Here is a 20,774-nt window from a genome sequence, read left to right as displayed (position 1 = left end):
AACGCCATGAAACTCGTGACCTGGAACACCCAATGGTGCCGCGGCCTCGACGACGCCGTCAGTCCGCGGCGGATCGTCGACGGCGCGCGCGCCATGGCCGACTTCGACGTGCTGTGCCTGCAGGAGATCGCCTCGGGCTTCGACGGCATGCCGGGCCAGCCCGGCGACCAGCCGGCCGAACTGCAGGCCCTGCTGCCGGGCTTCCGGCTGTTCTTCGGCGCCGCGGTCGACGAGTTCGGCGCCGACGGCCGGCCGATGCGATTCGGCAACCTGATCGCCACCCGGCTGCCGGTGTCCCGCGTCCAGCATCACCCCCTGCCGTGGCCGGCCGACCCGACCGTGACCAGCATGCCGCGCATGTGCACCGTGGTCACGCTCGCCAGCCCCGAGCTCGGCTCGCTGCGCGTGATGACCACCCACCTGGAGTACTACTCGCCGAGCCAGCGCCTGGCCCAGGCCCGGGCTTTGCGCGCGCTGCATCTGGAGGCCTGCGAGCAGGCCGCGGCGCCACCCGTCGACCCGCGCGAAGTCTCGCCTTTCCAAGCAAAGACGCACACGCCGCAGGCGATCCTGTGCGGCGACTTCAACATGGCGGCGAGCGACCCGGCCTACGACGAGATCGTGCAGGCCTTCGTCGACCCGGCGCTGCCGGCCGGGGGCACGCCCGCAAGACGCCTGCAGGATGCCTGGCCGCTGGCCCACCCGGAGCGGCCGCAGGACCCGACCTTCCGCCTCTTCGACCGCACTTATGGGCCCGACCCGGTCGCCTGCGACTTCGTCTTCGTGAGCGATTCGCTGGCGCCGCGGGTGCGCAAGGTCGAGGTCGACCTGCAGACGCAGGCCTCCGACCATCAGCCGGTCATGATCGAACTCGGGGACTGATCACTCCCCCTGGATGCCCGCGGCCCGGATCACCTTGCCCCACTTGGCGACCTCGGCCGTCAGATGGCTGCGCAGCGCCTCGGGCGTGACCTTGTCCATCGGCACGATCTCCGAGCTCAAGTCGGCCAGGCGCTGCTTGACCACCGGGTCCTGCAGCGCCACGCGCAGCGCGGCATTGATCTTGTCGATCACCGCCGGCGGCGTGCCCTTCGGCGCATAGACGCCGTGCCAGACGCGTACGTCGAAGCCCTTCAGGCCCTGCTCGTCGAGCGTCGGGATGTTCGGCAGGCTCGACAGGCGCTGGGGCGTGGTCACGCCGAACACCTTGACCCGGTTGCCCTCCTTGATCACCGGGGCGGTTTGCGTGGTCTGGTCGCACAGCAGGTCGACCTGGCCGCCCATCAGGTCGTTGAGCGCCGGCCCGGCGCCCTTGTAGGGCACGGTGGTCAGCTCGACCCCGATCTGGCTCGTGAACAGCAGGCCGCAGAGCTGCGAGACCGCGCCGATGCCGGCGTTGGCGAGCGACACCTTGTCCTTGTTGGCCTTGACGTAGGCCAGCAGTTCCTGAAAGTTGTTGGCCGGAAAGTCCTTGCGCGACAGCAGCGTCATCGGCACGTCGAGCACCTGCCCGACGTACTCGAAATCCTTCAGCGGGTCGTACGACAGCTTCTTGTAGAGCGCCGGCGCGGTCGCCATGCCCATGTGATGGATCAGGATGGTGTAGCCGTTCGGTGCCGCCCGCGCCACGCGCGCGGGCGCGATGGTGCCGCCGGCGCCGACCGTGTTCTCGACGATGACGGTCTGGCCCAGCGACTTGCCCATGGGGATCGCCAGCATGCGCGCGACCACGTCGGTGGGCCCGCCGGCCGAATAGGGCACCACCATCGTGACGGGCTTGTCGGGCCAGGGGGCCTGCGCGGCGGCCGGTGCCTGGAGGGTGGCCAGGGCAGCGCCCAGGATGACGCCGGTCAGCGCCTTCAGCTTTGTTTCCATGTTGTCTCCCGAGTGGAACGGGCATGGTCGGTGCTGCGCCGGGATCGCGCAATCGGCGAATTCGGAAGGCGGGCTTCGGTTTTCGGAAACCCTGTGCAGGAATGCGCAGATCGCACCCTGCCCGGCGCTCACATCACGCCGAAAGTCGCCAGCGCCTCGCAGGCGCTCATGCCGCCGCGGATCGCGTCGGCCACCTTGTTTTCGGTGCGGACCTTGTCCAGGGCCTTGGCCACCGCCTCGCGCTCGACCGCGCGCGGGATCACCAGCACGCCCTCGCGGTCGCCGAACAGCAGGTCACCGGGCGCGATGCGCACGCCCTCGATCTCGATCGTGCAGCGGTAGTCGATGACCTGGCCGCGCACGCCCTGGTCCTGCGCATAGGTGCCGCGGCAGAAGACGTCGAAGCCGAGCCGCTCGATCTCGCCGGCGTCCCGCACGTAGCCGTCCAGGATGGCACCGGCCGCCTTCAGGTGCTGCGCCCGGGTCGACATCAGGCCGCCCCACAGGGCATAGCGCAGCGAGGCACCGGTGGCGATGTAGATCTCGCCCGGCTTCAGGTCGTCGAGCGCCTCCAGCATCAGGCCGAAGGGCTTGCCCGACAGGGGCCCGGCCGAGCGCGTGCCGTCGTTGACGACATCGGCCTCGAGCACCGGCATGGCACGGCCGACGATGCGCATCGATTTCTCGAGCGGCGCGATGCCGGCCGGCAGGAACTGGTGCTGGAAACCCATGGTGTCCAGCACGTCGCCCACCGCGGCGACGAACAGCTCGTCGCGGATCTGGCGAAAGAGCTGCGCGTCGTCCAAGACGCTCAGCGCTCGATCGTCAGGGCCACGCCCATGCCGCCGCCGATGCACAGCGAGGCGATGCCCTTCTTGGCGTTCTGCCGCTGCATCTCGTGCAGCAGCGTCACCAGGATGCGGCAGCCGGACGCGCCGATCGGATGGCCGATGGCGATCGCACCGCCGTTCACGTTGACCTTGTTGATGTCCCAGCCCATCTCGCGGTTCACCGCGCAGGCCTGGGCCGCGAAGGCCTCGTTGATCTCGAGCACGTCGAGGTCCTGCGGCTTCCAGCCGGCGCGCTGCAGCGCCTTCTGCGACGCCGGCACCGGGCCCATGCCCATGAAGGCCGGGTCGAGGCCGGTGCTGGCATAGCTGGCGATGCGGCCCAGCGGCTTCAGGCCCAGCGCGGCCGCCTTCTTGGCGGTCATGACCATCACGGCGGCGGCGCCGTCGTTCAGGCCCGAGGCATTGCCGGCCGTCACGCCGCCGGCCTTGTCGAAGGCCGGGCGCAGCGCAGCCAGGCCTTCGGCCGTGCTCTTGCGGTTGATGAACTCGTCCTTGTCGAAGACGATCGGGTCGCCCTTCTTCTGCGGAATGTTGACGGCGACGATCTCGTCCTTGAACTTGCCGGCGTCCTGCGCCGCCGCGGCCTTGGTCTGGCTGCCGAGCGCGAGCTCGTCCTGCGCGGCACGGCTGATGTCGTACTTCTTGGCCACGTTCTCGGCCGTGATGCCCATGTGGTACTGGTTGTAGACGTCCCACAGGCCGTCGATGATCATCGAGTCGACCAGCTTCCAGTCGCCCATGCGCTGGCCGTTGCGCGAGTTCGGCAGCACGTGCGGCGCCATGCTCATGCTCTCCTGGCCGCCGGCGATCACGATCTCGCTGTCGCCCGTGGCCACGGCCTGCGCCGCCAGCATCACGGCCTTGAGGCCCGAGCCGCAGACGGCGTTGATGGTCAGCGCCGGCGTCTCCTTGGCGATGCCGCTCTTGAGCAGCGCCTGACGCGCCGGATTCTGGCCGCTGCCCGCGGTCAGCACCTGGCCCATGATGACTTCGCCGATCTGGTCGCTGCCGACCTTGGCGCGCGCCAGCAATTCCTTGATCACGATGGCACCGAGTTCGGTGGCCGGGATGCTGCCCAGCGATCCGCCGAATTTGCCCACGGCGGTACGTGCGGCTGAAACGATGACGATGTCTTCCATGGTGTGCTCCGATGCGTGGATTGAAATATGACGGGAAAAGTGAGGGTCAGGCTTTCGCCTTGACATAGCGGCCCGGCGCCGGCTCGCTCGCCTTGTAGGCGCTGCCTTTGCCATAAGCCTTGGGGGCAGCGATCTGCTTGCCCGCGTGGGTCTTCAGCCAGTCGGACCAGTCGGTCCACCAGCTGCCGGGATGCTCGGTCGCGCCGGCCAGCCACTCGGCCTGCGTCGCCGGCAGCTTGCCGTCGGCGCGGATCCAGTGGCTGCGCTTTTTCTTCGCCGGCGGATTGATCACGCCGGCGATGTGGCCCGAGGCGCCCATGACGAAGCGCTTCTTGCCCTTGAGCACCTGGGTCGAGGCATAGGCGCCGCCGATCGGCACGATGTGGTCCTCGCGCGAGCCGTAGATGTAGACCGGCGCCTCGATGGCGCCGAGGTCGACCTGCTCGCCCGCCACCGTGAGCGCGCCCGGCACCGCGAGCTTGTTCTCGTGGTAGGTGTTGCGCAAGTACCAGCAGTACATCGGCCCCGGCAGGTTGGTGGCGTCGCTGTTCCAGTAGAGCAGGTCGAAGGGCGGAGGCGTCTCGCCCTTCAGGTAGTTGCCCACCACGTAGTTCCAGACCAGGTCGTTGGGCCGCAGGAAGCTGAAGGTGGAGGCCAGCTCGCCGCCCTGCAGCAGCCCGCCCTGCCCCATCTGCATTTCGCGGAACTTGACGAAGTTCTCGTCGATGAAGATGTCGAGCACCCCGGTGTCGGTGAAGTTGAGCAGGGTGGTCAGCAAGGTGACCGAGGCCGCCGGCTGCTCGCCGCGCGCCGCCAGCACGGCCAGCGCGGTGCTCAGGATGGTGCCGCCGACGCAGAAGCCGAGGGTGTCGATCTTGCCGCCCGCCTTGTCCTGGCCGGTGATCTCCTGGGTGACATGGATCGCCTTGATGGCGGCGTCCTCGATGTACTGGTCCCAGGTGTAGTGCGCCATGGACGCATCGGGGTTGCGCCAGCTCACGACGAAGACGCGGTGCCCCTGCTCGACCGCATAGCGGATCAGCGAATTCTCGGGCTGCAGGTCGAGGATGTAGAACTTGTTGATGCACGGCGGCACCAGCAGCAGCGGCCGCTCGTAGACCTTGGCGGTCAGCGGCTTGTATTCGAGCAGCTGGAACAGGTCGTTCTCGAACACCACCGCGCCTTCGGTGGTGCCGACGTTGCGGCCGACCTCGAAGGCGCTTTCGTCGGTCATGCTGACATGGCCCTGCTGCAGGTCGTGCAGCAGGTTCTGAATGCCCTTGGCGATGCTCTCCCCCTGGGTCTCGAGCGCCTTCTTCTGGGCTTCGGCGTTGAAGGCCAGGTAGTTGCTCGGCGCCGAAGCCGCCATCCATTGCTCGACCGCGAAGCGAAGGCGCGAGCGGGTCTTGGCGTCGGCTTCGACCGCGTCCGCCATGCCCATGAGGGTGCGGGCGTTCAGCAGGTAGATGGCGGCCGAGAAAGACGAGACCGGATTGCCGCCCCAGGCCGCGCCGGCGAAGCGCTTGTCGGCGCCGGCCTGGGCCGCGAAGCCGTTCTGCCAGAGCGCGCTGGCTTCGCTGACGTACTGCTCCTGCAGCTGGCGCAGCTTCTCGCCCGAGAACGACAGCTTGGGCATCTGGCCCCAGGGGGCGCCGGCCGAGGCCGTGCCCTGGGCACCGAGCGACTGGAAGGACTCGAGGGCTTTTTCCCACCCCTGCGTGAGCGCCTGCTGGAAGGGCGCGAAAGTCTCGGCCCCGGTGGCCTGTGCGTGTTTCATGATGTCTCCTTCTGCCTCGCCTCGTGCATACGGGTTTTGAGTATGCTGTATTCGCCAGGGCCCCACCAGCGCGGCCCGCCATACCTGCCTGAAAACATCATCTATGCACCTCGTCGTGATCGCCTGGCTCTACGTGGCCCTGATGATGGCCGTTGCGGAAGCCACCAACACCACCGGCACCGTGCTCGGCGCGATCGTTACCTTTGTACTCTACGGCCTTTTGCCGGTGGCACTGGTGGTTTACCTGATGGCTACGCCGGCCCGTCGCAGGGCGCTCAAGGCCCGCGAGGCGGCCGAGGGAGAGGCAGCCGTACGAGCGCACGCAGAGGCAGCCAGGGGCCATTCAGAGGCGCCAGATGCAGGCGGCGAAGCGGCCGCTGGCCCGGTCGCGCCGGTGCGAGAAAAAACGTAACGGGTTGTGCACCGTGCACCAGGCTTCGCTGCCGTCGTTGCCGTGAAGCCGCGCGACGCCGGCCGCCTGCAGCCGCTGGCGCGCAAGGCCGGCCAGGTCGGCCATCCACTTGCCCGGGGTTCCGGCGGGGCGGAAGCACCGGCTCCCCGCCGGTGAACCGGCGACGAAGGCCGCGCGCACGTCATCGCCGACCTCGAAGGCGTCCGGGCCGATGCAGGGCCCGAGCCAGGCCATGAGCGCCGGCGCGCCGCCCTCGCCCTCGAAGGCGGCGACCGTCCGTTCGAGCACTCCCGCGGCCAGTCCGCGCCAGCCCGCATGCGCGGCCGCCACGCGACGGCCCGCCGCATCGGTGAACAGCACCGGCAGGCAATCGGCGACCATGATCGTGCAGGCGACGCCGGGCTCGACCGTGGTGCAGGCGTCGGCGGCAGCGCCGTCGGCCGTCCGGCCGTCGAGCGTTAGCAACTCGGTACCGTGCACCTGCTGCAGGAACACCGGGTGCGCGCCGAGCGCTGCCTCGAGCCGGGCCCGGTTGGTCCGCACGCTGGCCGGATCGTCGCCGACATGGTCGCCCAGGTTGAGGCTCTGGCAGGCACCCGCCGAGACCCCGCCCTCGCGCGTGGTGCAGAGCGCCCGCACGCCGGCGGGCAGAGGCCAGTCGGGCACCAGCCAATCGGACATGCTCACGCTTCGGCGTCGGGACAGCGCGAAGGCTGGGCCCGCTGGAAGGCATCGAGCTGCATGCAGGCCTCGAAGGCCGCCATGGTGCGCGGCAGGCCGCTGAAGTCGCAGTCGAAGCGCTGGCCGTTGAAGACCTGCGGCACCAGGCAGCAGTCGGCCATGGTGGGGGTGTCGCCGAAGCAGTAGGTGCTCGCGGGGTGCAGGGCCAGCTGGCGCTCGAAGGCCAGCATGCCTTCGCGCACCCAGTGGCGGTACCAGCCGTTCTTGGCGTCGTCGTCGAGCTTGAGTTCGCGCACCAGGTACTTGAGCACGCGCAGGTTGTTGAGCGGATGGATCTCGCAGGCGATCGACTCCGACAGCGCCCGGACGCGGGCCCGGCCGACCGGGTCGTGCGGCAGCAGCGGCGGCTCGGGCTGGATTTCGTCCAGGTATTCGATGATCGCCATCGACTGCGTGAAGCGCTCGCCGTCGTCCTCGAGCAGGGGCACCAGCATGTCGGGCGAGATCGCCGCGAACGGGCCGGTCTTGTGCTCGCCGCGGGCGATGTGCACCGGGATGTACTCGTAGTCGAGGCCCTTGAGGTTCAGCGCGATGCGCACCCGGAAGGACGCGGAGGAGCGGAAATAGTTGTGCAGCTTCATCATCCGGCAAGCATAGCCGTGCCGCCTGCCCCCAGTCCCACCGCGGACAACCGGCGCTGCCCTCTGGCACACTTCCCGTTTCGCTGAAAAAGGACGCTTTCCCCATGACTGCCGAGTTTGTTTTCACCCCCCATCCGGTCGTGTCGATCCCGGTGGTCGGCCAGGCCGCGCGTTTTCCGGTCCACCGCATCTACTGCGTCGGCCGCAACTACGAAGAGCATGCCAAGGAAATGGGTTTCACCGGGCGCGAACCGCCCTTCTTCTTCATGAAGCCGGCCGATGCCGTGGTGGTGGTCGACGCCGGTGCGACCGGCCGCATGGACTACCCCACGCTGACCAAGAACCTGCACCACGAGATCGAGCTGGTCGCGGCCATCGGCACCGGCGGCCGGAACATCGCCGCCGCGGACGCGATGAAGCACATCTACGGCTATGCCGTCGGCCTCGACATGACGCGCCGCGACCTGCAGAACGACATGAAGAAGCAGGGCCGGCCCTGGGACATCGGCAAGAGCTTCGAGCAGAGCGCGCCGATCGGCCCGATCGTGCCGGCGGCCCAGGCCGGCGACATCGAGCACGCCGAGATCTCGGTGCAGGTCGGCGGCACCGACCGCCAGCGCAGCAACGTGAGCAAACTGATCTGGAACCTGGCCGAGACCATCGAACACCTGTCGGCGGCCTGGGAACTGCAGCCCGGCGACCTGATCTTCACCGGCACGCCCGAGGGCGTGGCGGCGGTGGTCGCCGGCGATACGCTGGTCGGCGAGATCACCGGCCTGCCGTCGCTGACCGTCCAGATCGTCTAGCCACGCCCATGATCCTGCGCGTCCCCATCAAGCACTGCAAGAACTGCGGCACCGCCGTCGTCTACCGTCTGCCGGACGATGGCGACACCAAGGAGCGCGCGATCTGCCCGGCCTGCAGCACGGTCCACTACGAGAACCCGCTCAACGTGGTCGGCACGATCCCGGTCCTCGGCGATCGGGTGCTGCTGTGCAAGCGCAACATCGAGCCGCGCTGGGGCAAGTGGACCCTGCCGGCCGGCTTCATGGAACTCGGCGAGACCACCGAACAGGGGGCGGCGCGCGAGACCGACGAAGAAGCCGGCGCCGAGTACGAGATGGAGGGCCTGTTCGCCGTGATGAGCGTGGTGCGGGTCGGCCAGGTCCACCTGTTCTATCGGGCGCGGCTGCTGAGCGAGCGCTTCGACCCGGGCCACGAGACCATCGAGGCCCGGCTCTTCACCGAAGAAGAGATCCCGTGGGAGGAGATCGCCTTCCGCACCGTGCGCGAGGCGCTTCAGCGCTACTTCGAGGACCGCCGCCGGGGCAGCTTCGATCGCGTCCACACGGTGGACATCGCATGACGACGCGCCGCGGCTGGATGCCGGCCCTGCTGCTCGGCCTGGCGATGACGGCGGCGGCGCGCGCTCCGGCCGAGCCGGTGGGCGAGGTCGACACCGCCTTCAAACTCATCGGCCCCGACCACAAGATCGTGGTCGAGGCCTACGACGACCCCAAGGTCAACGGCGTGACCTGCTATGTCTCGCGCGCCAAGACCGGTGGCGTCTCCGGCGCGCTCGGCCTGGCCGAGGACAAGTCCGAGGCCTCGATCGCCTGCCGGCAGGTGGGCCCGGTAAGCGTGACGCAGCCGCTGCCCAAGCGCGAGGAGGTCTACAGCGAGCGGCTGTCGATCCTGTTCAAGCGGCTGCGCGTGGTGCGGCTGGTCGACAGCAAGCGCAACACGCTGGTCTACCTGACCTATTCCGACCTGCTGGTCGATGGCTCGCCGAAGAACAGCGTCACCGCGGTGGCCATCGATCGGGCAACGCCGATCCCGATGAAGTAGTGCGAGGCGCCGGCGGATGAGCGACAACGCCCCCGGCAATGCCATTCGCGCCCTCTACGGTGCGCTCTGGCACTACGCCGAAGGCGCCCGGCCGCAACTGCTGGCCGCGACCGCGCTGCTGACCGGCTCGCAGCTGCTGCGGCTCACGATGCCCTGGCTGGCGGCCCAAGCCATCAACGCGCTGCAGACCGGCGACTTCGCCGGCTCCGGCCGCTGGATCGGGGCGCTCACGGCGGTCTACGTCGCCTCCTGGCTGGTGCACGGGCCGGGCCGGATCCTCGAACGCAACGTCGGCCTGCGGGTGCGCGAACGCCTGGCCGACACGCTCTATGCCCGGATCGCCGCCGCCCCGCTGGCCTGGCAGGACGGCCACCATTCGGGCGAGATGCAGCACCGCGTGCACCAGGCCAGCAAGGCCCTGTCGGACTTCGCGCAGAACCAGTTCGTCTACCTCACGAACATCGTCAACTTCATCGGGCCGCTGGTGGCCCTGACCCTGTTGTCGCGCGCCAGCGGCGCGATCGCCATCACCGGCTACGTGGTGATCGCCATCCTGGTGCTGCGTTTCGACCAGGCGCTGATGCGGCTGGCCCGCGCCGAGAACGACGCCGACCGCCGCTACGTGGCCGCCCTGCTCGACTTCCTCGGCAACGCCGCGACCGTGATCGGCCTGCGCCTGTCGGCCCCATCGCGCCTGCTGCTGGGCCGGCGCATGGCCGCGATCTCGGTGCCGCTGAAGCGCACCGTGGTGCTCAACGAAGGCAAGTGGTTCGCGGTCGACATCCTCGGCCTGGCGCTGACCTGGGGGCTGGTGGTGGTCTACGTCTGGCAGTCGCGGGCGCCGGGCCAGGCGGTGCTGCTGGGCGGGGTGTTCATGATCTACCAGTACGCCCAGCAGGCCGCGAGCGTGGTCTCCTCGATGGCCGCCAACTTCCAGTTCTTCGCCCGCATGCACACCGACTACACCAGTRCCGCACCGATCTGGCAGGCGCCCTCGCGGGTGCGGGACCTGGCCGAGGAAGCCATCGACAGCGATGCCGCCTGGCGCACGATCGCGGTCGAGCACCTGGTCTGGCGCTACGACCCGCGCGGCACGCCGGCGGCCACGGCAGAGCCCGCGCGCAGCGGGCTGCACGACGTCTCGCTGGCACTCGGCCGCGGCCAGCGCATCGCGCTGGTCGGCCCGAGCGGCGGCGGCAAGAGCACGCTACTGCGGGTGCTGGCCGGCCTCTATGCGCCGCAGCAGGGCACGCTGGCGATCGACGGCCAGCCGCAGCCATGGCCGCGGCTGCGCAGCCTGGCGACGCTGATCCCGCAAGAGACCGAGGTGTTCGAGGCCAGCGTGCGCGAGAACCTCGGCTTCGGCCAGCCGGCGAGCGACGACGCGCTGCGCGCGGCGATGCACGCCAGCACCTTCGACGAGGTGCTGCAGGCCACGCACGGCGACCTCGACACGCCGCTGTCGGAGCGCGGCTTCAACCTGTCGGGCGGCCAGCGCCAGCGCCTGTGCCTTGCGCGCGGCGTGCTGGCGGCCCGGGGCAGTTCCCTGCTGCTGCTCGACGAACCGACCAGCGCGCTGGACGCGGCCACAGAAGCGAGGGTGCTCGAACGCATCGCGGCCGCCTTTCCCGACGCCTGCATGATCGCGTCGATCCACCGCCTCAGCCTGCTGGAGCGCTTCGACACGGTGGTGCTCATGGAGGCCGGCAAGGTGGTCGACGCCGGCCCGCGCGCAGCGGTCCTGGCGCGCCAGCCGCTGCTGCAACGCATGGTCTCACCTGCCCCGGCCGCCGCATGCTAAAACTGCGGTCCGGCCACGCGCCAGGGAACCCTTCGCCGCGATCACGTTCCATCCAAGCCATGCACATCCAGAATTCACTTTCTCGCGCCACCGCCATCGCGGCCGGCGTCGCCGCGATCGCCGCCTTGACGGCCTGTTCGACCCCGCCGCAGAGCACGAGCCCGCCCTTCTACCCGTTGCCGCCCTCGGGCCAGGCGGCGCCGCCCGCCGCGACGCCGCCGGCGCCGAAGCCGCAGGCCATCTTCATCCGCCCGGCGCCCGGGCGCACCCTGTCCGGCTTCGACGGCACCCGCAACAAGGGCATGGACATCGCGGGCAACCTGGGCGACCCGGTGGTCGCCGCGGCCGACGGCCGGGTCGTGTACGTGGGCGGCGAACTGCGGGGCTACGGCAACATGGTCATCGTCCAGCACAACGACACCTTCCTGACCGCCTACGCCAACGCCAAGACCATCCTGGTCAAGGAGAAAGACGTGGTGCGCCAGGGCCAGAAGATCGCGGAGATCGGCAACAGCGACGCCGATCGCGTGAAACTGCACTTCGAGATCCGCAAGCAGGGCGTGGCGGTCGACCCCGAGCCCTACCTGAACGGCACCCTGCGCTGACCTGCTCGCGTTGTAGGCGCCTTCCGTCTTCGCAAGGCGAAGTTCGCCGGGACTTTCTTTCGTCGCGCTCGCGTCCAATATGCAGCAAACAACAAGGAGCCCCCGATGAACTGCGAAGCGATCCATTGCCCCGATTCGGGCACCGTCAGGTTCGCGATCTATCCTGATGGTTTTGACGGACCTCGCATCATCGCCCGCATCTCGGAACGCGCCCTGTGCGAGCGCTTCGGCGCCGAGACGAATGAAGCCAGCCTGATCTCCGCCTGCCAGGCGAACTTCGGCCTCATCGAGGCCAAGGCCCTGGCGCGTTACGCGCTGCGGCCCGAAGTGGCGGTGCTGCTCGCGCCGGCGGACTTCGGCGCCGTCGATGCGCTCGCCGAAGCCCTCTGAGCCCGGCCTTCAGTGCGGGACGCCGCCGGTGATGCCGGCCATGCCGGTCGACTGGCCGATCGCCTCGGTGCCGGTCCCATGCGAGGCCGCGACGGCTTCACGGTAGACCGCTTCGCGCGACACGCCCTGCGAGTTCACCATCGGCGCGGCGGTCGACTGGCCGATGGCCTCGGTGCCCTGTGCATGCGATGCTGCGATCGCGTCGGCGTCGACCTCCGGTTTGGCGGGCGAGTTCATCTGCAGCGGGTGGTAGTCCGATCCATCCGACTGGGCGTTGGCGCTGAGCGCGCCGAGCGTGGCGATGGCGCCGAAGACGCCCACGGCGAGACCCTTGATCAAAGCATGCATGCAACTCTCCTTCAGGCCCTGCCCCGTGCACGCCGACGCGGCGCCACGGAGGGCTTGCACGCACTCTAGGCGCCAAGAATGAGCCGGGAATGAGCGCCGCAGGGCCGCCGCGCTAGGAGTCGCGCTGCACCAGGTAGCCCACGCTGGCCCGCAGCCAGTCCAGGTCCGGGCTTGGAGCAACCCCTGCGAAGGCCGACAGGTCGAACTCCTTGGCCGCCGCGTCGGCCAGCGCCAGCGCCGATTGCCGCGCCCAGTCGATGCTGCCGGTGCCCGCCACGATGTCGTGCATGCGGAACACTTCGCGCGGCAGCCGGCGTTCGCGCGGACGCGACAGGAAGTTGCCCATCCAGTCGCGTTCGGCCCGGCTCGCGTGGGACAGCGCATGCGTCAGCACCAGCGTGCGCTTGCCCTCCCACAGGTCGCCGTCGATCTCCTTGCCATAGCGCGCCTCGTCGCCGCTCAGGTTGAGCACGTCGTCCGTGATCTGGAAGGCCAGGCCCAGCAGATAGCCGAAGCGATCGAAGCGGCCGAGATCCGGGTCCTCGGGGTTGGCCACCAGCGCGCCGATCCGCAAGGGATGGATGAAGCTGTACCAGGCCGTCTTCTTCAATGCCAGACGCAGGTAGTCGTCGGTGCCGACCGAGAGGTCGTTGTCGCGCACCCAGCCCAGTTCCATCGCCTGGCCTTCGAGCGTCTCCATCAGCATGTGGTCGATCTCGTCGAGGATGCGCAGCGCGCCGGCCGGCCCAAGGAACTCGCCGCTGCGGCGCACCAGCCGCATGGCCAGCGCGTTCATCGCGTCGCCCGTGTTCACGGCCAGCGGAATGCCGGCGCGCCGGTGCATGGTGGGCACGCCGCGCCGGAACTCGCTGCCGTCCTCGATGTCGTCGTGGACCAGGAAGGCGTTGTGCAGCATCTCGATGCCGGCCGCGGCGGGCAGCGCGTGCTCGACCCGACCGCCCAGCGCGCGCGTCGTCGCCAGGCACAGGGCGGGCCGCAAGCCCTTGCCCGAGCGCGACATGAAGTCCTTCACCAGCGCGTAGAGGTGGGTCTGCGGCTCCCAGTCGGGCACGCCGGACTCGAGCGTCTGGGTGACCATGCCGCGGTACCACGCCATCCGTTCGACGAAGCCGCCCGGCCCCGTGACGCCGCCGATGCCGGGCACGCGATCGGTGACCCGCAGCACGTTGTCCAGGGGCGTCGGCACGTAGGCGGAGCCATGGCGCACCGCGGGATCGGCACCGAGCCCGGTGCCGGCACCGTCGATCGCCTGGTCCATCGCATCCAGCGCATCGGCCACCGGCGACGCATAGGGGCTGATCGCCGCCATCAGCGGGCGCACCTGGTCGAGCAGCGGCGATGCCGCGCCCAGCGCCTGCAGCGCCACCTGGGTCAGCGAAGGGTCCCACGGCTGGCCGGCCCGGTGGCGCGCCGCGTCGTGCAGCCGCCAGGGCGTCAGCACCTCGACTTCCTGCAGCGGCCAGACCTCGCAGCGCGGGCCGGCGAATGCCGCTGCGTCGAGCAGCGCGTTCACCGCCCGCCGCGCCGCCTCGTTGGCCCCCTCCATCGTCGCCAGGTCGGTGTGCGTGCGCACGTAGTCGGACGCCAGGAAGAGGTTCGACACAGCGGTCGCCGCCTCGGGCCGCAACGCCCAGGTATTGACCAGGTTCACCAGCAGCGGCTCGGCGTTCGCGAGGAAGCCGGGACGGGTGGGATCGGGCGCGGTGTCGGAGTCGAGGAACCAGGAATGCAGGTCCTCGTCGCGCAGGATTTCCTGCGTGGCGTTGAGCGAGCGCTTGAGTTGCCGCCAGGTCTCGCGCGCGACCTCGTCGCGCGAGCACTGCATCGCCGGCCGCCCGTCCGGGCCCGGCGCGGTCCAGTCGGAGACATCGACCGAGATGATGTCCTTGACCTCGCCGCAGGCCAGCATCGTCGGCACCACGCTGCGCCAGAAAGGAAACTGCGAGATGCTGGTCAGGGCCCATTCGGAGTCGATGTGGATCACGTGCCCATGCACCTCGGGCACGTCGCGGTACAGGTAGTACTGCACGCCGTTCATCCATTCGACATTGGGTGCCAGCGTGCCCAGGTTGGCCAGCGACGGGTCGGCAGCCAGCAGGTCGTCGTTGACCAGCACCGCCATGCGCTCGAGCGGCACGGCGGCGATGTAGTGATCGCCCTGCACCACGGTGCGCACCCCTTGCTCCATCACCACGATGCCGCTCACCTTGTCGCCGGCGCACAGGATCTGCTCGACCTCGGCATTGAAGTGGTACTGCACGCCGCGCGCCTGCAGCCAGCTCAGCCACGGATCGATCCAGATCAGGTTGGTCGGGCCGTCGAGCACCCGGTCGGTCGAGCCGCCGGTCGGATTGACGATCGTCAGCATCAGCTGCGCGAAGATGTCGCCGATGGTGCGCGCGCTGGCCCGCCGCGCCTTGGCCGCCACCAGCGAGCGCGTGATGCCGTCGCCGAGGAACTTCTGGTAGGCCGGCGAGCGCCCTTCGGCGCCGATGAAATCCCACCAGCTGATGCTCTCGTACTCGTCGAGCCGGCGCTGCTCGCACGAGGTCAGGATCTGCCAGATCCGGGAGCCGAAGAAGGCCAGGTCGTCGGGCGTGAGACCGGTCACCGGACCGAAGGCGAGCAGGATGTCGCGCAGCACCGTGCCGGCGTCGCCGGGTGTCTGCGGAAAGTTGGCCGGCACCTCGAAGGCCGGCTGGTCGTACTGCGTGAAGCCGACCCGCGTGGTCGCCACCAGATGGTCCGCCACCGGCCGGCCGTCGAAGGACGGGATGCGCCGCATGGTGTCGACCACGTGCTTGTAGAAGCCCGGAAAGAAGCGAAAGCCATGCTCGCCCGGCAGCTGGTGTTCGATGGCGGCGACGCCGCGGTCGGCCAGTTCGTGGCCGGCGCCGCCGTCCTCGTTGTCGCTCACCGGGATGCTGCGCGCCTTGCCGCCGGCGATGTCGCGGCGCTCGAGCACGACCACCTCGAAGCCGCGCTCGATCAGCTCATGGGCGGCGCTCATGCCCGCCACGCCACCGCCGAGGATGACGACCCTTGCAGGCTTCATCTCAGGAGGTCTTGTTGGTGTCCGAATCCTTCGGCTTCTCGCCGACCTCTCCTGGTTTGTAGGGGGTCTTGTCTCCCTTGACCCTGATGACCTTGATGGCCGCTTCCTCCTTGATCCGCAGGACCAGCTTCTCGTAGACCCGGAAGACGAATTGCGGATCCGCCGTGACCTGGAGGAAATTGAGCGACACGTCGGTCGCCACGACCAGTTCGACCGGCGCCGCGCCCAGCGCAACCACCACGCCGGCGTCCTTGGGCAGCGTGGACGAGCGCAGCAACGGCCCGCCGCCGAGGAACGGAATGATGCGGTCCTGCGGCAGCACCAGCGATGACTTGTCGGGCGACTGCACCGCGGTGAAGAAATCATGGCCGAAGACGACGGCAAAGGGGCCGAAATGAGCCGCCGCCTCGAGATCGCCAATGCACGCGGACACGGCAGTCACCAGACGGTTGCCCAGGCTTTCCGAAGGGTCTCGCTCAACGTCGCGCGACCGGTCGCCATTGGCCTGCACCAGGCCCCTGGTGTACTCGCCGCCAAGCACCTGCGCCACCGGAGGCGCGTTCCAGGGCCGCGCGCTCTCCTTTGCCAGCCCGGTGAACACCACGCTGTCCTCCAGCCGCGCCAGCATGTTGGCCGCCCGCCGGAAGAGCTGCAGCGCGCTGTCCATGTCGGGGTCCGCCATCTGCGCGCCGCGCAGGAACACCCGCACCTGCAGCGTCGGCAGCTGGATCGTCGTCCTGTCCTGGATCTGGAGCCTCGCCCCCTCCCCGCTCCCGTAGCTGATCGTGTCGTTCGCCACGTAGTCGGTGCTGGCCGGCAAGGGCCCCACCAGGGGCAGGAAGTTGGCCGCAACCCGCGCCCTCGCCGCCTCCTCCTGGATCACCTTGCGCACCCGCGCCCACTGCTCGTCGGTCCATGGAACCTGCTGGTTGTTGTCCGCCATCTCAACTCCTCTTTTGTGTGTTTGACCTCGATAACCCGTTCCGCTCAGGAAGCGCCGCGGCCACCCTCGGGGGCGCGCGGCAGCCCCGAGGACGGCAGCGGCTGCCCGACTCGAATCGCATAAAGATCGAACCGAACCAGCAGGTCGGCCATCGTCACCCGGCCGACCGCGATGCACTGCAGCCGGTTCAGCCACAGCCAATCGGGGTGCGAAGTGACGAACTGCGGCGCCAGCACCAGCGGCGGCAGCGGGTCGTAGTCGTTGCGCAGCGCGCGCTCGTAGCCGTCCGGCCCGAGGTCGAAGATGCCGTAGTAGCGCGACAGCAGCAGCGCACCGTCGTCGGTCTCGTAGGTGATGCGGACGTCGGCGACGCCCACGCCGTCGCGGCGCACCAGCATCCAGTCGCCGCCCTCGCCGCGGATCCTGGCGTTGATCTTCGGCCCGTGGATCTCGCCCGAGGCGATGTAGAAGGTGATGTGCAGCCCGTCGGGTGCCGGCCCGAAGGACTCCGGCGGCTTCGCCAGCTGGACGGTGAAGGCACCCAGGAAGTCCGTGCCCCAGTCGTAGCGCGGCACGGTGCCCGTGGCCGGYAGCGGCGCAGGCGGCGCGGCGCCGGCCGGGGCGGCGGCCGGCACGCCGAGCACGCTGCGGACCGGGAGTTCGGCCACCACCTGGGCGGCCCGATAGAGGATCGGTGCGTAGTCCACCCGGTCGCCGGCTTCGCAGGGCGGCAGCTGGGCCCGGAAGCGCTGGGCGCCGGCGTCGGCCTGGCGGCCATCGGGCCAGGCCCGCAGCGAGGGCCGCTGCACCCCATTGACGCGCCGCTCGACCACCAAGCTATGGCTCGGATGGGCCGGCGAGACCTGCCACCAGACATCGAGCGGCGTGCCGGCCTCCACCTCCGGGCGCAAAGCGTCGAACGCCACCGGGGCCGGTGCCGGCTTCATCTAGCGCCCGCCGCCTTCGAGCAAGGCGCGGGCGGCGCGCAACTCGGGTTGATCGAAGCTGTCGCTGAATCGCTCGTAGCAGCGCCTGACGAGCGCCAGACCCTCGGCCGCGCGGCCGGTGCGCGCGAGCAGCGCCTGGCGCGACATCGCGGCGCGCAGTTCGAGCGACAAGGCCTGCTGGGCCCGGGCGGTCGCCAGGGCCTGGTCGAAGGCCGCCTCCGCCTGCGGCAGCGCGCCGGCCTGCAGGTGGATCTCGCCCATCAGCCGGAAGACGTCCGGCAGCAGCACGCCGACATGGCCGCGGCGGGCCGTCTCGGCCGTGGCCGCGAGCATCTCGAGCGCCTCGTCGTCGCGGCCGGCCGCCCGCAGGCCTTCGGCATGGATCACGGCCACCGTCGGCCCCATGAGGTCGGAGCGCGTGGCCCGGAACAGCGCCACGCCTTCGAACAGTTCCCTCAGGCCGTCGCTGCGGTCGCCGAGGCGCAGGCGGGCCCACCCGCTGCTCATGACGCCGACGGCATACCAGAGCTCCCACCCTTCCGCGCGGGCGAAGCTCTTGACCTCCGAGGCGTGGCCGAGCATGCGCTGCGGGTCGTGGTGGAAGGTCAACATGTAGCAGGCGACGCCGAGTGCATTGCTCAATGCCGACGGGTGGTCCAGGTCGCGCGCCATCGCGATCATGTGGTCGAGCTCCGCCAGACCCTGGTCCTGGTGGCCCATCATCCACAGGCTGCTGGCGAGTCCGGCGACCATGTTGACCGTGGAGCTGATCTGGAAGGTGTTGGTGAGCGTGCGCTCCTGCTCCAGCGCGTAGAGCGCGATGCCGGCTTGCGCATGCGCGATGCACTCGGCCCACTCCCCGCGGTAGTAGTGCGTGTAGGCGACCGCATGGCGGCCGGTCACCTCCAGCATCGGGACGCCGCTGGCCAGCGCCATCGACAGCGCCTCGTTCGCCGTGTCGAGCGCCCGGTCCAGCTGGCCACCGACGAAGAGATTCGTCCACAGCCCCCAGATCGGCTCATAGAGCCGGTCGGGCCGCTGCAGCAGATGGCTCAGGCTGCGCGCCCGCTCGCACGCCAGCGCCACCGTCGGCGAGGCCCAGCCATAGAGCGTCATCAGCGTCGGCGCGATCGCGATCTGGAGCTCGAGCTCCTTGGTCAGCACCTCGTCCGAGGTCGGCAGCTTGGCCAGGCCTTCGAGCGCCCGCGTGAAGTGCCCATGCGCCTCGGGGATGGCCATGCGCGTCAGCGCCCGTTGCCCGGCGGCGAACCAGTGGTCGCTGCTTTCCGCGTGATGGCCGGCACCCGACAGGTGGCGCGCGACGATCTCCGGGCGCAGCGCCACTTCGCCGCCGAAATCGGACAGCAGCACCCTTGCGATCCGTTCGTGGAAGCGCTGGCGCGTCGAGCGCAGCAGCGACTCGTAGGCCGCCGTCTGGACCAGCGCGTGCTTGAAGACGAAGGTGGTCGGGGCAGCGGCGGACACCTGCCAGGCCAGGCCCGCGGACAGGATGCGCTGGAGGTCGTCCGCCAGGTCCTTGTCGCTGCGCTCGCTGACGGCGCGCAGCTGCGCGTAGGTGAACTCGCGCCCGATCGTGGCCGCGAGCTGCGCGGTGCCGCGCGCTTCGCCGAGCCGGTCGATGCGCGCCATCAGAGACGCGTCGACGCTGGCCGGGATCAGGTCCGACGGCAGCGCGCCCGTGAGCGCCCAGGAATATTCGTTCTCCTGCAGCACGCCCGCCTCGATCACCGCCCGCGCCACCTCCTCGATGAACAGCGGCACGCCGTCGCAGCGCTGGGTGATCTCGCGGATCACGTCGCCCGGCACCGGCTTGCCGTGGGCGACATGGCGAACCACCGCCTCGACCTCGGCATGGTCGAGGCGCGACACCTCGACCAGCGGCGTCGCCTCGTCGTCCGGCCATGCCGCGTCGAACTCGGGCCGGGCCGTGAAGAGACCGAGCAGCGGCAACCGGCGCGCGCGCGACACCAGCGCTTCGAGCACTTCGAGCGTGGACGGATCGGCCCAATGCAGGTCCTCCGCCACCAGGATGGTCGGGTTGCGCGATGCGATGGCCTCGATGATGGCGACCAGCGTCTCGATGGTGCGCACGCGGCGGCGAGTGGGCGACAGCTCCACGGAGGGATAGCGCTCGGCGACCGGTATCGACAGCAGCGCCGCCAGCAGCGGTGCCGCATCGGGGGCCCTGATCCCCAGTGCCGCCAACTGCTGGTCGATGCGGCCGAGGCGCTCCTGCGGCTCGGTGGCACCGACCAGGCCCAGCACGCGCTCCAGCAGTTCGATGACCGGCAGGAACGCGCTGTTCTTCGCGAACTGGGTGCAGCGCACGGCGAGCACGGTGGTGTCCGCGCTCGCCACCTGGCCCCTGAACTCGGCGACCAGCCGCGACTTGCCGATCCCCGGCTCGCCGCGCACGGTGACGAAGCGCGCCGCACCGGATCGCGCCGCCGTCCAGTGCGCCGCCAAGAGCGCATGCTCGTGCGCCCGGCCGACGTAGAGGGTCAGCAGGTCGACCCGCTCCAGGCCCGGGACGACGCCGTCGGCGCGTGTCACGCGCCAGAGGCGGACCGCCGAAGCCACGCCCTTGAGCTCGAATTCGCCCCGCGGCTCGCCCTGGAAATGCTCGTGGGCGATGCGCCAGGTGGCTTCGGTGACCCACAGCGTGTCGGGCTCCGCGAGCGCCTGCACCCGCGATGCGATGTTGGGCGCGTCGCCCATCGCGATGTTCTCGCGCCGGGCACCGGTGCCGACCGGACTGACCACGACGCGCCCGGTGTCGGCACCGACCCGGATCCTCAGCCTGGCGCCCGAAGGCCGCGCCGAGGCCTGGTTCAGTTGCTCGGTGCCCTGGAGGATTTCGAGGCCGCAGCTGACGGCCCGTCGGGCGTCGTCCTCGTGCGCCCGTGGAAAGCCGAAATAGATCTGGACGCCATCGCCCAGGAACTGGGAGATGTAGCCGTCGTACCGTTCGGCCGTCTCCTGGCAGACCCGCTGGAAGTCGCCCAGCATTTCATGCAGGTCTTCGGGGTCGAGCGTCTGCGATAGCGCGGTCGATCCGACGACGTCGCAGGTCAGCACCGTGATCTGGCGCCGCTCGCCATCGGCGCGCTGGACGGCGAAGTCCAGAAGCACCCCGCAGCCGCCGCAAAAGCGCGCACTCTCGGAATTGGCGAAAGCGCACGAGGGGCAAATCAACGTCCACCCCCCGGCAACAGGTCGGCCCGCTGTCGTTGCTGCCAGGCTTGCGCCTCTTGCTCGAGCAGCGCATAGGCACGCGCGACGAGATCGCCCGGATCGGTGCAAAGGGCCTCGGGAGCAGCCGCGGCGGCACTGGCCCGATCCCGCAGTCCGCAAGGCGCCGCGCAGGCAGGTTCATGCACGACAGGCGAACGAGAGAACGGCATGCCGCCCCGGAAGTC

General features: G+C 69.7%; 19 protein-coding genes. 8 read left to right on the top strand and 11 right to left on the bottom strand.

Translation table 11 applies throughout. The features are described from left to right. Positions 1-6 precede the first annotated feature (6 nt). Positions 7-882 carry an endonuclease/exonuclease/phosphatase family protein gene (locus AC1DF3_RS14280; RefSeq protein WP_478139975.1) on the top strand — a complete coding sequence of 292 codons (876 nt, stop codon included), beginning with the start codon at positions 7-9 and terminating at the stop codon, positions 880-882. On the opposite strand, the gene AC1DF3_RS14275 is transcribed toward AC1DF3_RS14280, so the two are convergent. The 4 genes from AC1DF3_RS14275 to AC1DF3_RS14260 all read right to left on the bottom strand — a co-directional run bounded on the left by AC1DF3_RS14275 (position 883) and on the right by AC1DF3_RS14260 (position 5,642). Then, positions 883-1,875, bottom strand: a complete 993-nt coding sequence (locus AC1DF3_RS14275) for a tripartite tricarboxylate transporter substrate-binding protein (protein ID WP_478139974.1) — start codon at positions 1,873-1,875, stop codon at positions 883-885. Between the two features lie 128 nt (positions 1,876-2,003). Beyond that, entirely contained in the window at positions 2,004-2,681 is a 678-nt protein-coding gene (locus tag AC1DF3_RS14270) for an RraA family protein (RefSeq protein ID WP_286532891.1), read from the bottom strand. 5 nt (positions 2,682-2,686) lie between these two features. After that, positions 2,687-3,865 (bottom strand): acetyl-CoA C-acetyltransferase, encoded by a 1,179-nt coding sequence (locus AC1DF3_RS14265; RefSeq protein ID WP_286532890.1) that lies wholly within the window; start codon positions 3,863-3,865, stop codon positions 2,687-2,689. A gap of 46 nt (positions 3,866-3,911) precedes the next feature. Continuing rightward, complete coding sequence (locus AC1DF3_RS14260) at positions 3,912-5,642, bottom strand: PHA/PHB synthase family protein (RefSeq protein ID WP_478139973.1); 1,731 nt, start codon at positions 5,640-5,642, stop codon at positions 3,912-3,914. A gap of 103 nt (positions 5,643-5,745) precedes the next feature. Between AC1DF3_RS14260 and AC1DF3_RS14255 the strand changes: the two genes are divergently transcribed. Then, positions 5,746-6,054 (top strand): hypothetical protein, encoded by a 309-nt coding sequence (locus AC1DF3_RS14255; RefSeq protein WP_478139972.1) that lies wholly within the window; start codon positions 5,746-5,748, stop codon positions 6,052-6,054. On the opposite strand, the gene pgeF is transcribed toward AC1DF3_RS14255, so the two are convergent. Together pgeF and maiA are read right to left on the bottom strand one after the other, a co-directional pair. After that, on the bottom strand, positions 5,986-6,735 hold the full coding sequence (gene pgeF, locus AC1DF3_RS14250; protein ID WP_478139971.1) for a peptidoglycan editing factor PgeF: 750 nt from the start codon (positions 6,733-6,735) through the stop codon (positions 5,986-5,988). The genes AC1DF3_RS14255 and pgeF overlap by 69 nt on opposite strands. A 2-nt stretch (positions 6,736-6,737) precedes the next feature. Then, positions 6,738-7,376 carry a maleylacetoacetate isomerase gene (gene maiA / locus AC1DF3_RS14245; RefSeq protein ID WP_286524864.1) on the bottom strand — a complete coding sequence of 213 codons (639 nt, stop codon included), beginning with the start codon at positions 7,374-7,376 and terminating at the stop codon, positions 6,738-6,740. Positions 7,377-7,480: 104 nt separating this feature from the next. Here maiA and AC1DF3_RS14240 point away from each other — a divergent pair, with 104 nt between their 5' ends. The 6 genes from AC1DF3_RS14240 to AC1DF3_RS14215 all read left to right on the top strand — a co-directional run bounded on the left by AC1DF3_RS14240 (position 7,481) and on the right by AC1DF3_RS14215 (position 12,020). Beyond that, positions 7,481-8,182 carry a fumarylacetoacetate hydrolase family protein gene (locus AC1DF3_RS14240; RefSeq protein ID WP_286524283.1) on the top strand — a complete coding sequence of 234 codons (702 nt, stop codon included), beginning with the start codon at positions 7,481-7,483 and terminating at the stop codon, positions 8,180-8,182. An 8-nt stretch (positions 8,183-8,190) separates the two neighbouring features. Further along, a complete protein-coding gene (locus AC1DF3_RS14235) occupies positions 8,191-8,742 on the top strand; it encodes an NUDIX hydrolase (RefSeq protein ID WP_286524285.1) in 552 nt (183 codons plus the stop codon). Between the two features lie 17 nt (positions 8,743-8,759). Continuing rightward, complete coding sequence (locus tag AC1DF3_RS14230; protein ID WP_286533112.1) at positions 8,760-9,224, top strand: CreA family protein; 465 nt, start codon at positions 8,760-8,762, stop codon at positions 9,222-9,224. A gap of 16 nt (positions 9,225-9,240) precedes the next feature. After that, entirely contained in the window at positions 9,241-11,025 is a 1,785-nt protein-coding gene (locus AC1DF3_RS14225; RefSeq protein ID WP_478139970.1) for an ABC transporter ATP-binding protein, read from the top strand. A 59-nt stretch (positions 11,026-11,084) separates the two neighbouring features. After that, on the top strand, positions 11,085-11,630 hold the full coding sequence (locus tag AC1DF3_RS14220; protein WP_286532885.1) for a murein hydrolase activator EnvC family protein: 546 nt from the start codon (positions 11,085-11,087) through the stop codon (positions 11,628-11,630). Between the two features lie 105 nt (positions 11,631-11,735). Continuing rightward, positions 11,736-12,020, top strand: coding sequence for a hypothetical protein (locus AC1DF3_RS14215; protein ID WP_286532884.1), 285 nt, complete (start codon positions 11,736-11,738; stop codon positions 12,018-12,020). 9 nt (positions 12,021-12,029) lie between these two features. On the opposite strand, the gene AC1DF3_RS14210 is transcribed toward AC1DF3_RS14215, so the two are convergent. The 5 genes from AC1DF3_RS14210 to AC1DF3_RS14190 form a co-directional block, all read right to left on the bottom strand. Then, positions 12,030-12,368 carry a hypothetical protein gene (locus tag AC1DF3_RS14210; RefSeq protein ID WP_286524294.1) on the bottom strand — a complete coding sequence of 113 codons (339 nt, stop codon included), beginning with the start codon at positions 12,366-12,368 and terminating at the stop codon, positions 12,030-12,032. A 112-nt stretch (positions 12,369-12,480) separates the two neighbouring features. Then, on the bottom strand, positions 12,481-15,444 hold the full coding sequence (locus AC1DF3_RS14205; RefSeq protein WP_478139969.1) for an FAD-dependent oxidoreductase: 2,964 nt from the start codon (positions 15,442-15,444) through the stop codon (positions 12,481-12,483). A gap of 1 nt (position 15,445) precedes the next feature. After that, a complete protein-coding gene (locus tag AC1DF3_RS14200; protein ID WP_286532882.1) occupies positions 15,446-16,387 on the bottom strand; it encodes an encapsulin in 942 nt (313 codons plus the stop codon). Between the two features lie 44 nt (positions 16,388-16,431). Then, positions 16,432-17,334 carry a DUF3237 domain-containing protein gene (locus AC1DF3_RS14195; protein WP_478139968.1) on the bottom strand — a complete coding sequence of 301 codons (903 nt, stop codon included), beginning with the start codon at positions 17,332-17,334 and terminating at the stop codon, positions 16,432-16,434. Further along, entirely contained in the window at positions 17,335-20,487 is a 3,153-nt protein-coding gene (locus AC1DF3_RS14190) for an AAA family ATPase (RefSeq protein WP_286532880.1), read from the bottom strand. Between the last annotated feature and the right edge of the window lie 287 nt (positions 20,488-20,774).

This window comes from Variovorax sp. 10N432, from assembly GCF_056394465.1.
The sequence above is the reverse complement of the archived record's forward strand: the minus strand, read 5'-3'. Positions and strand labels throughout refer to the sequence as shown.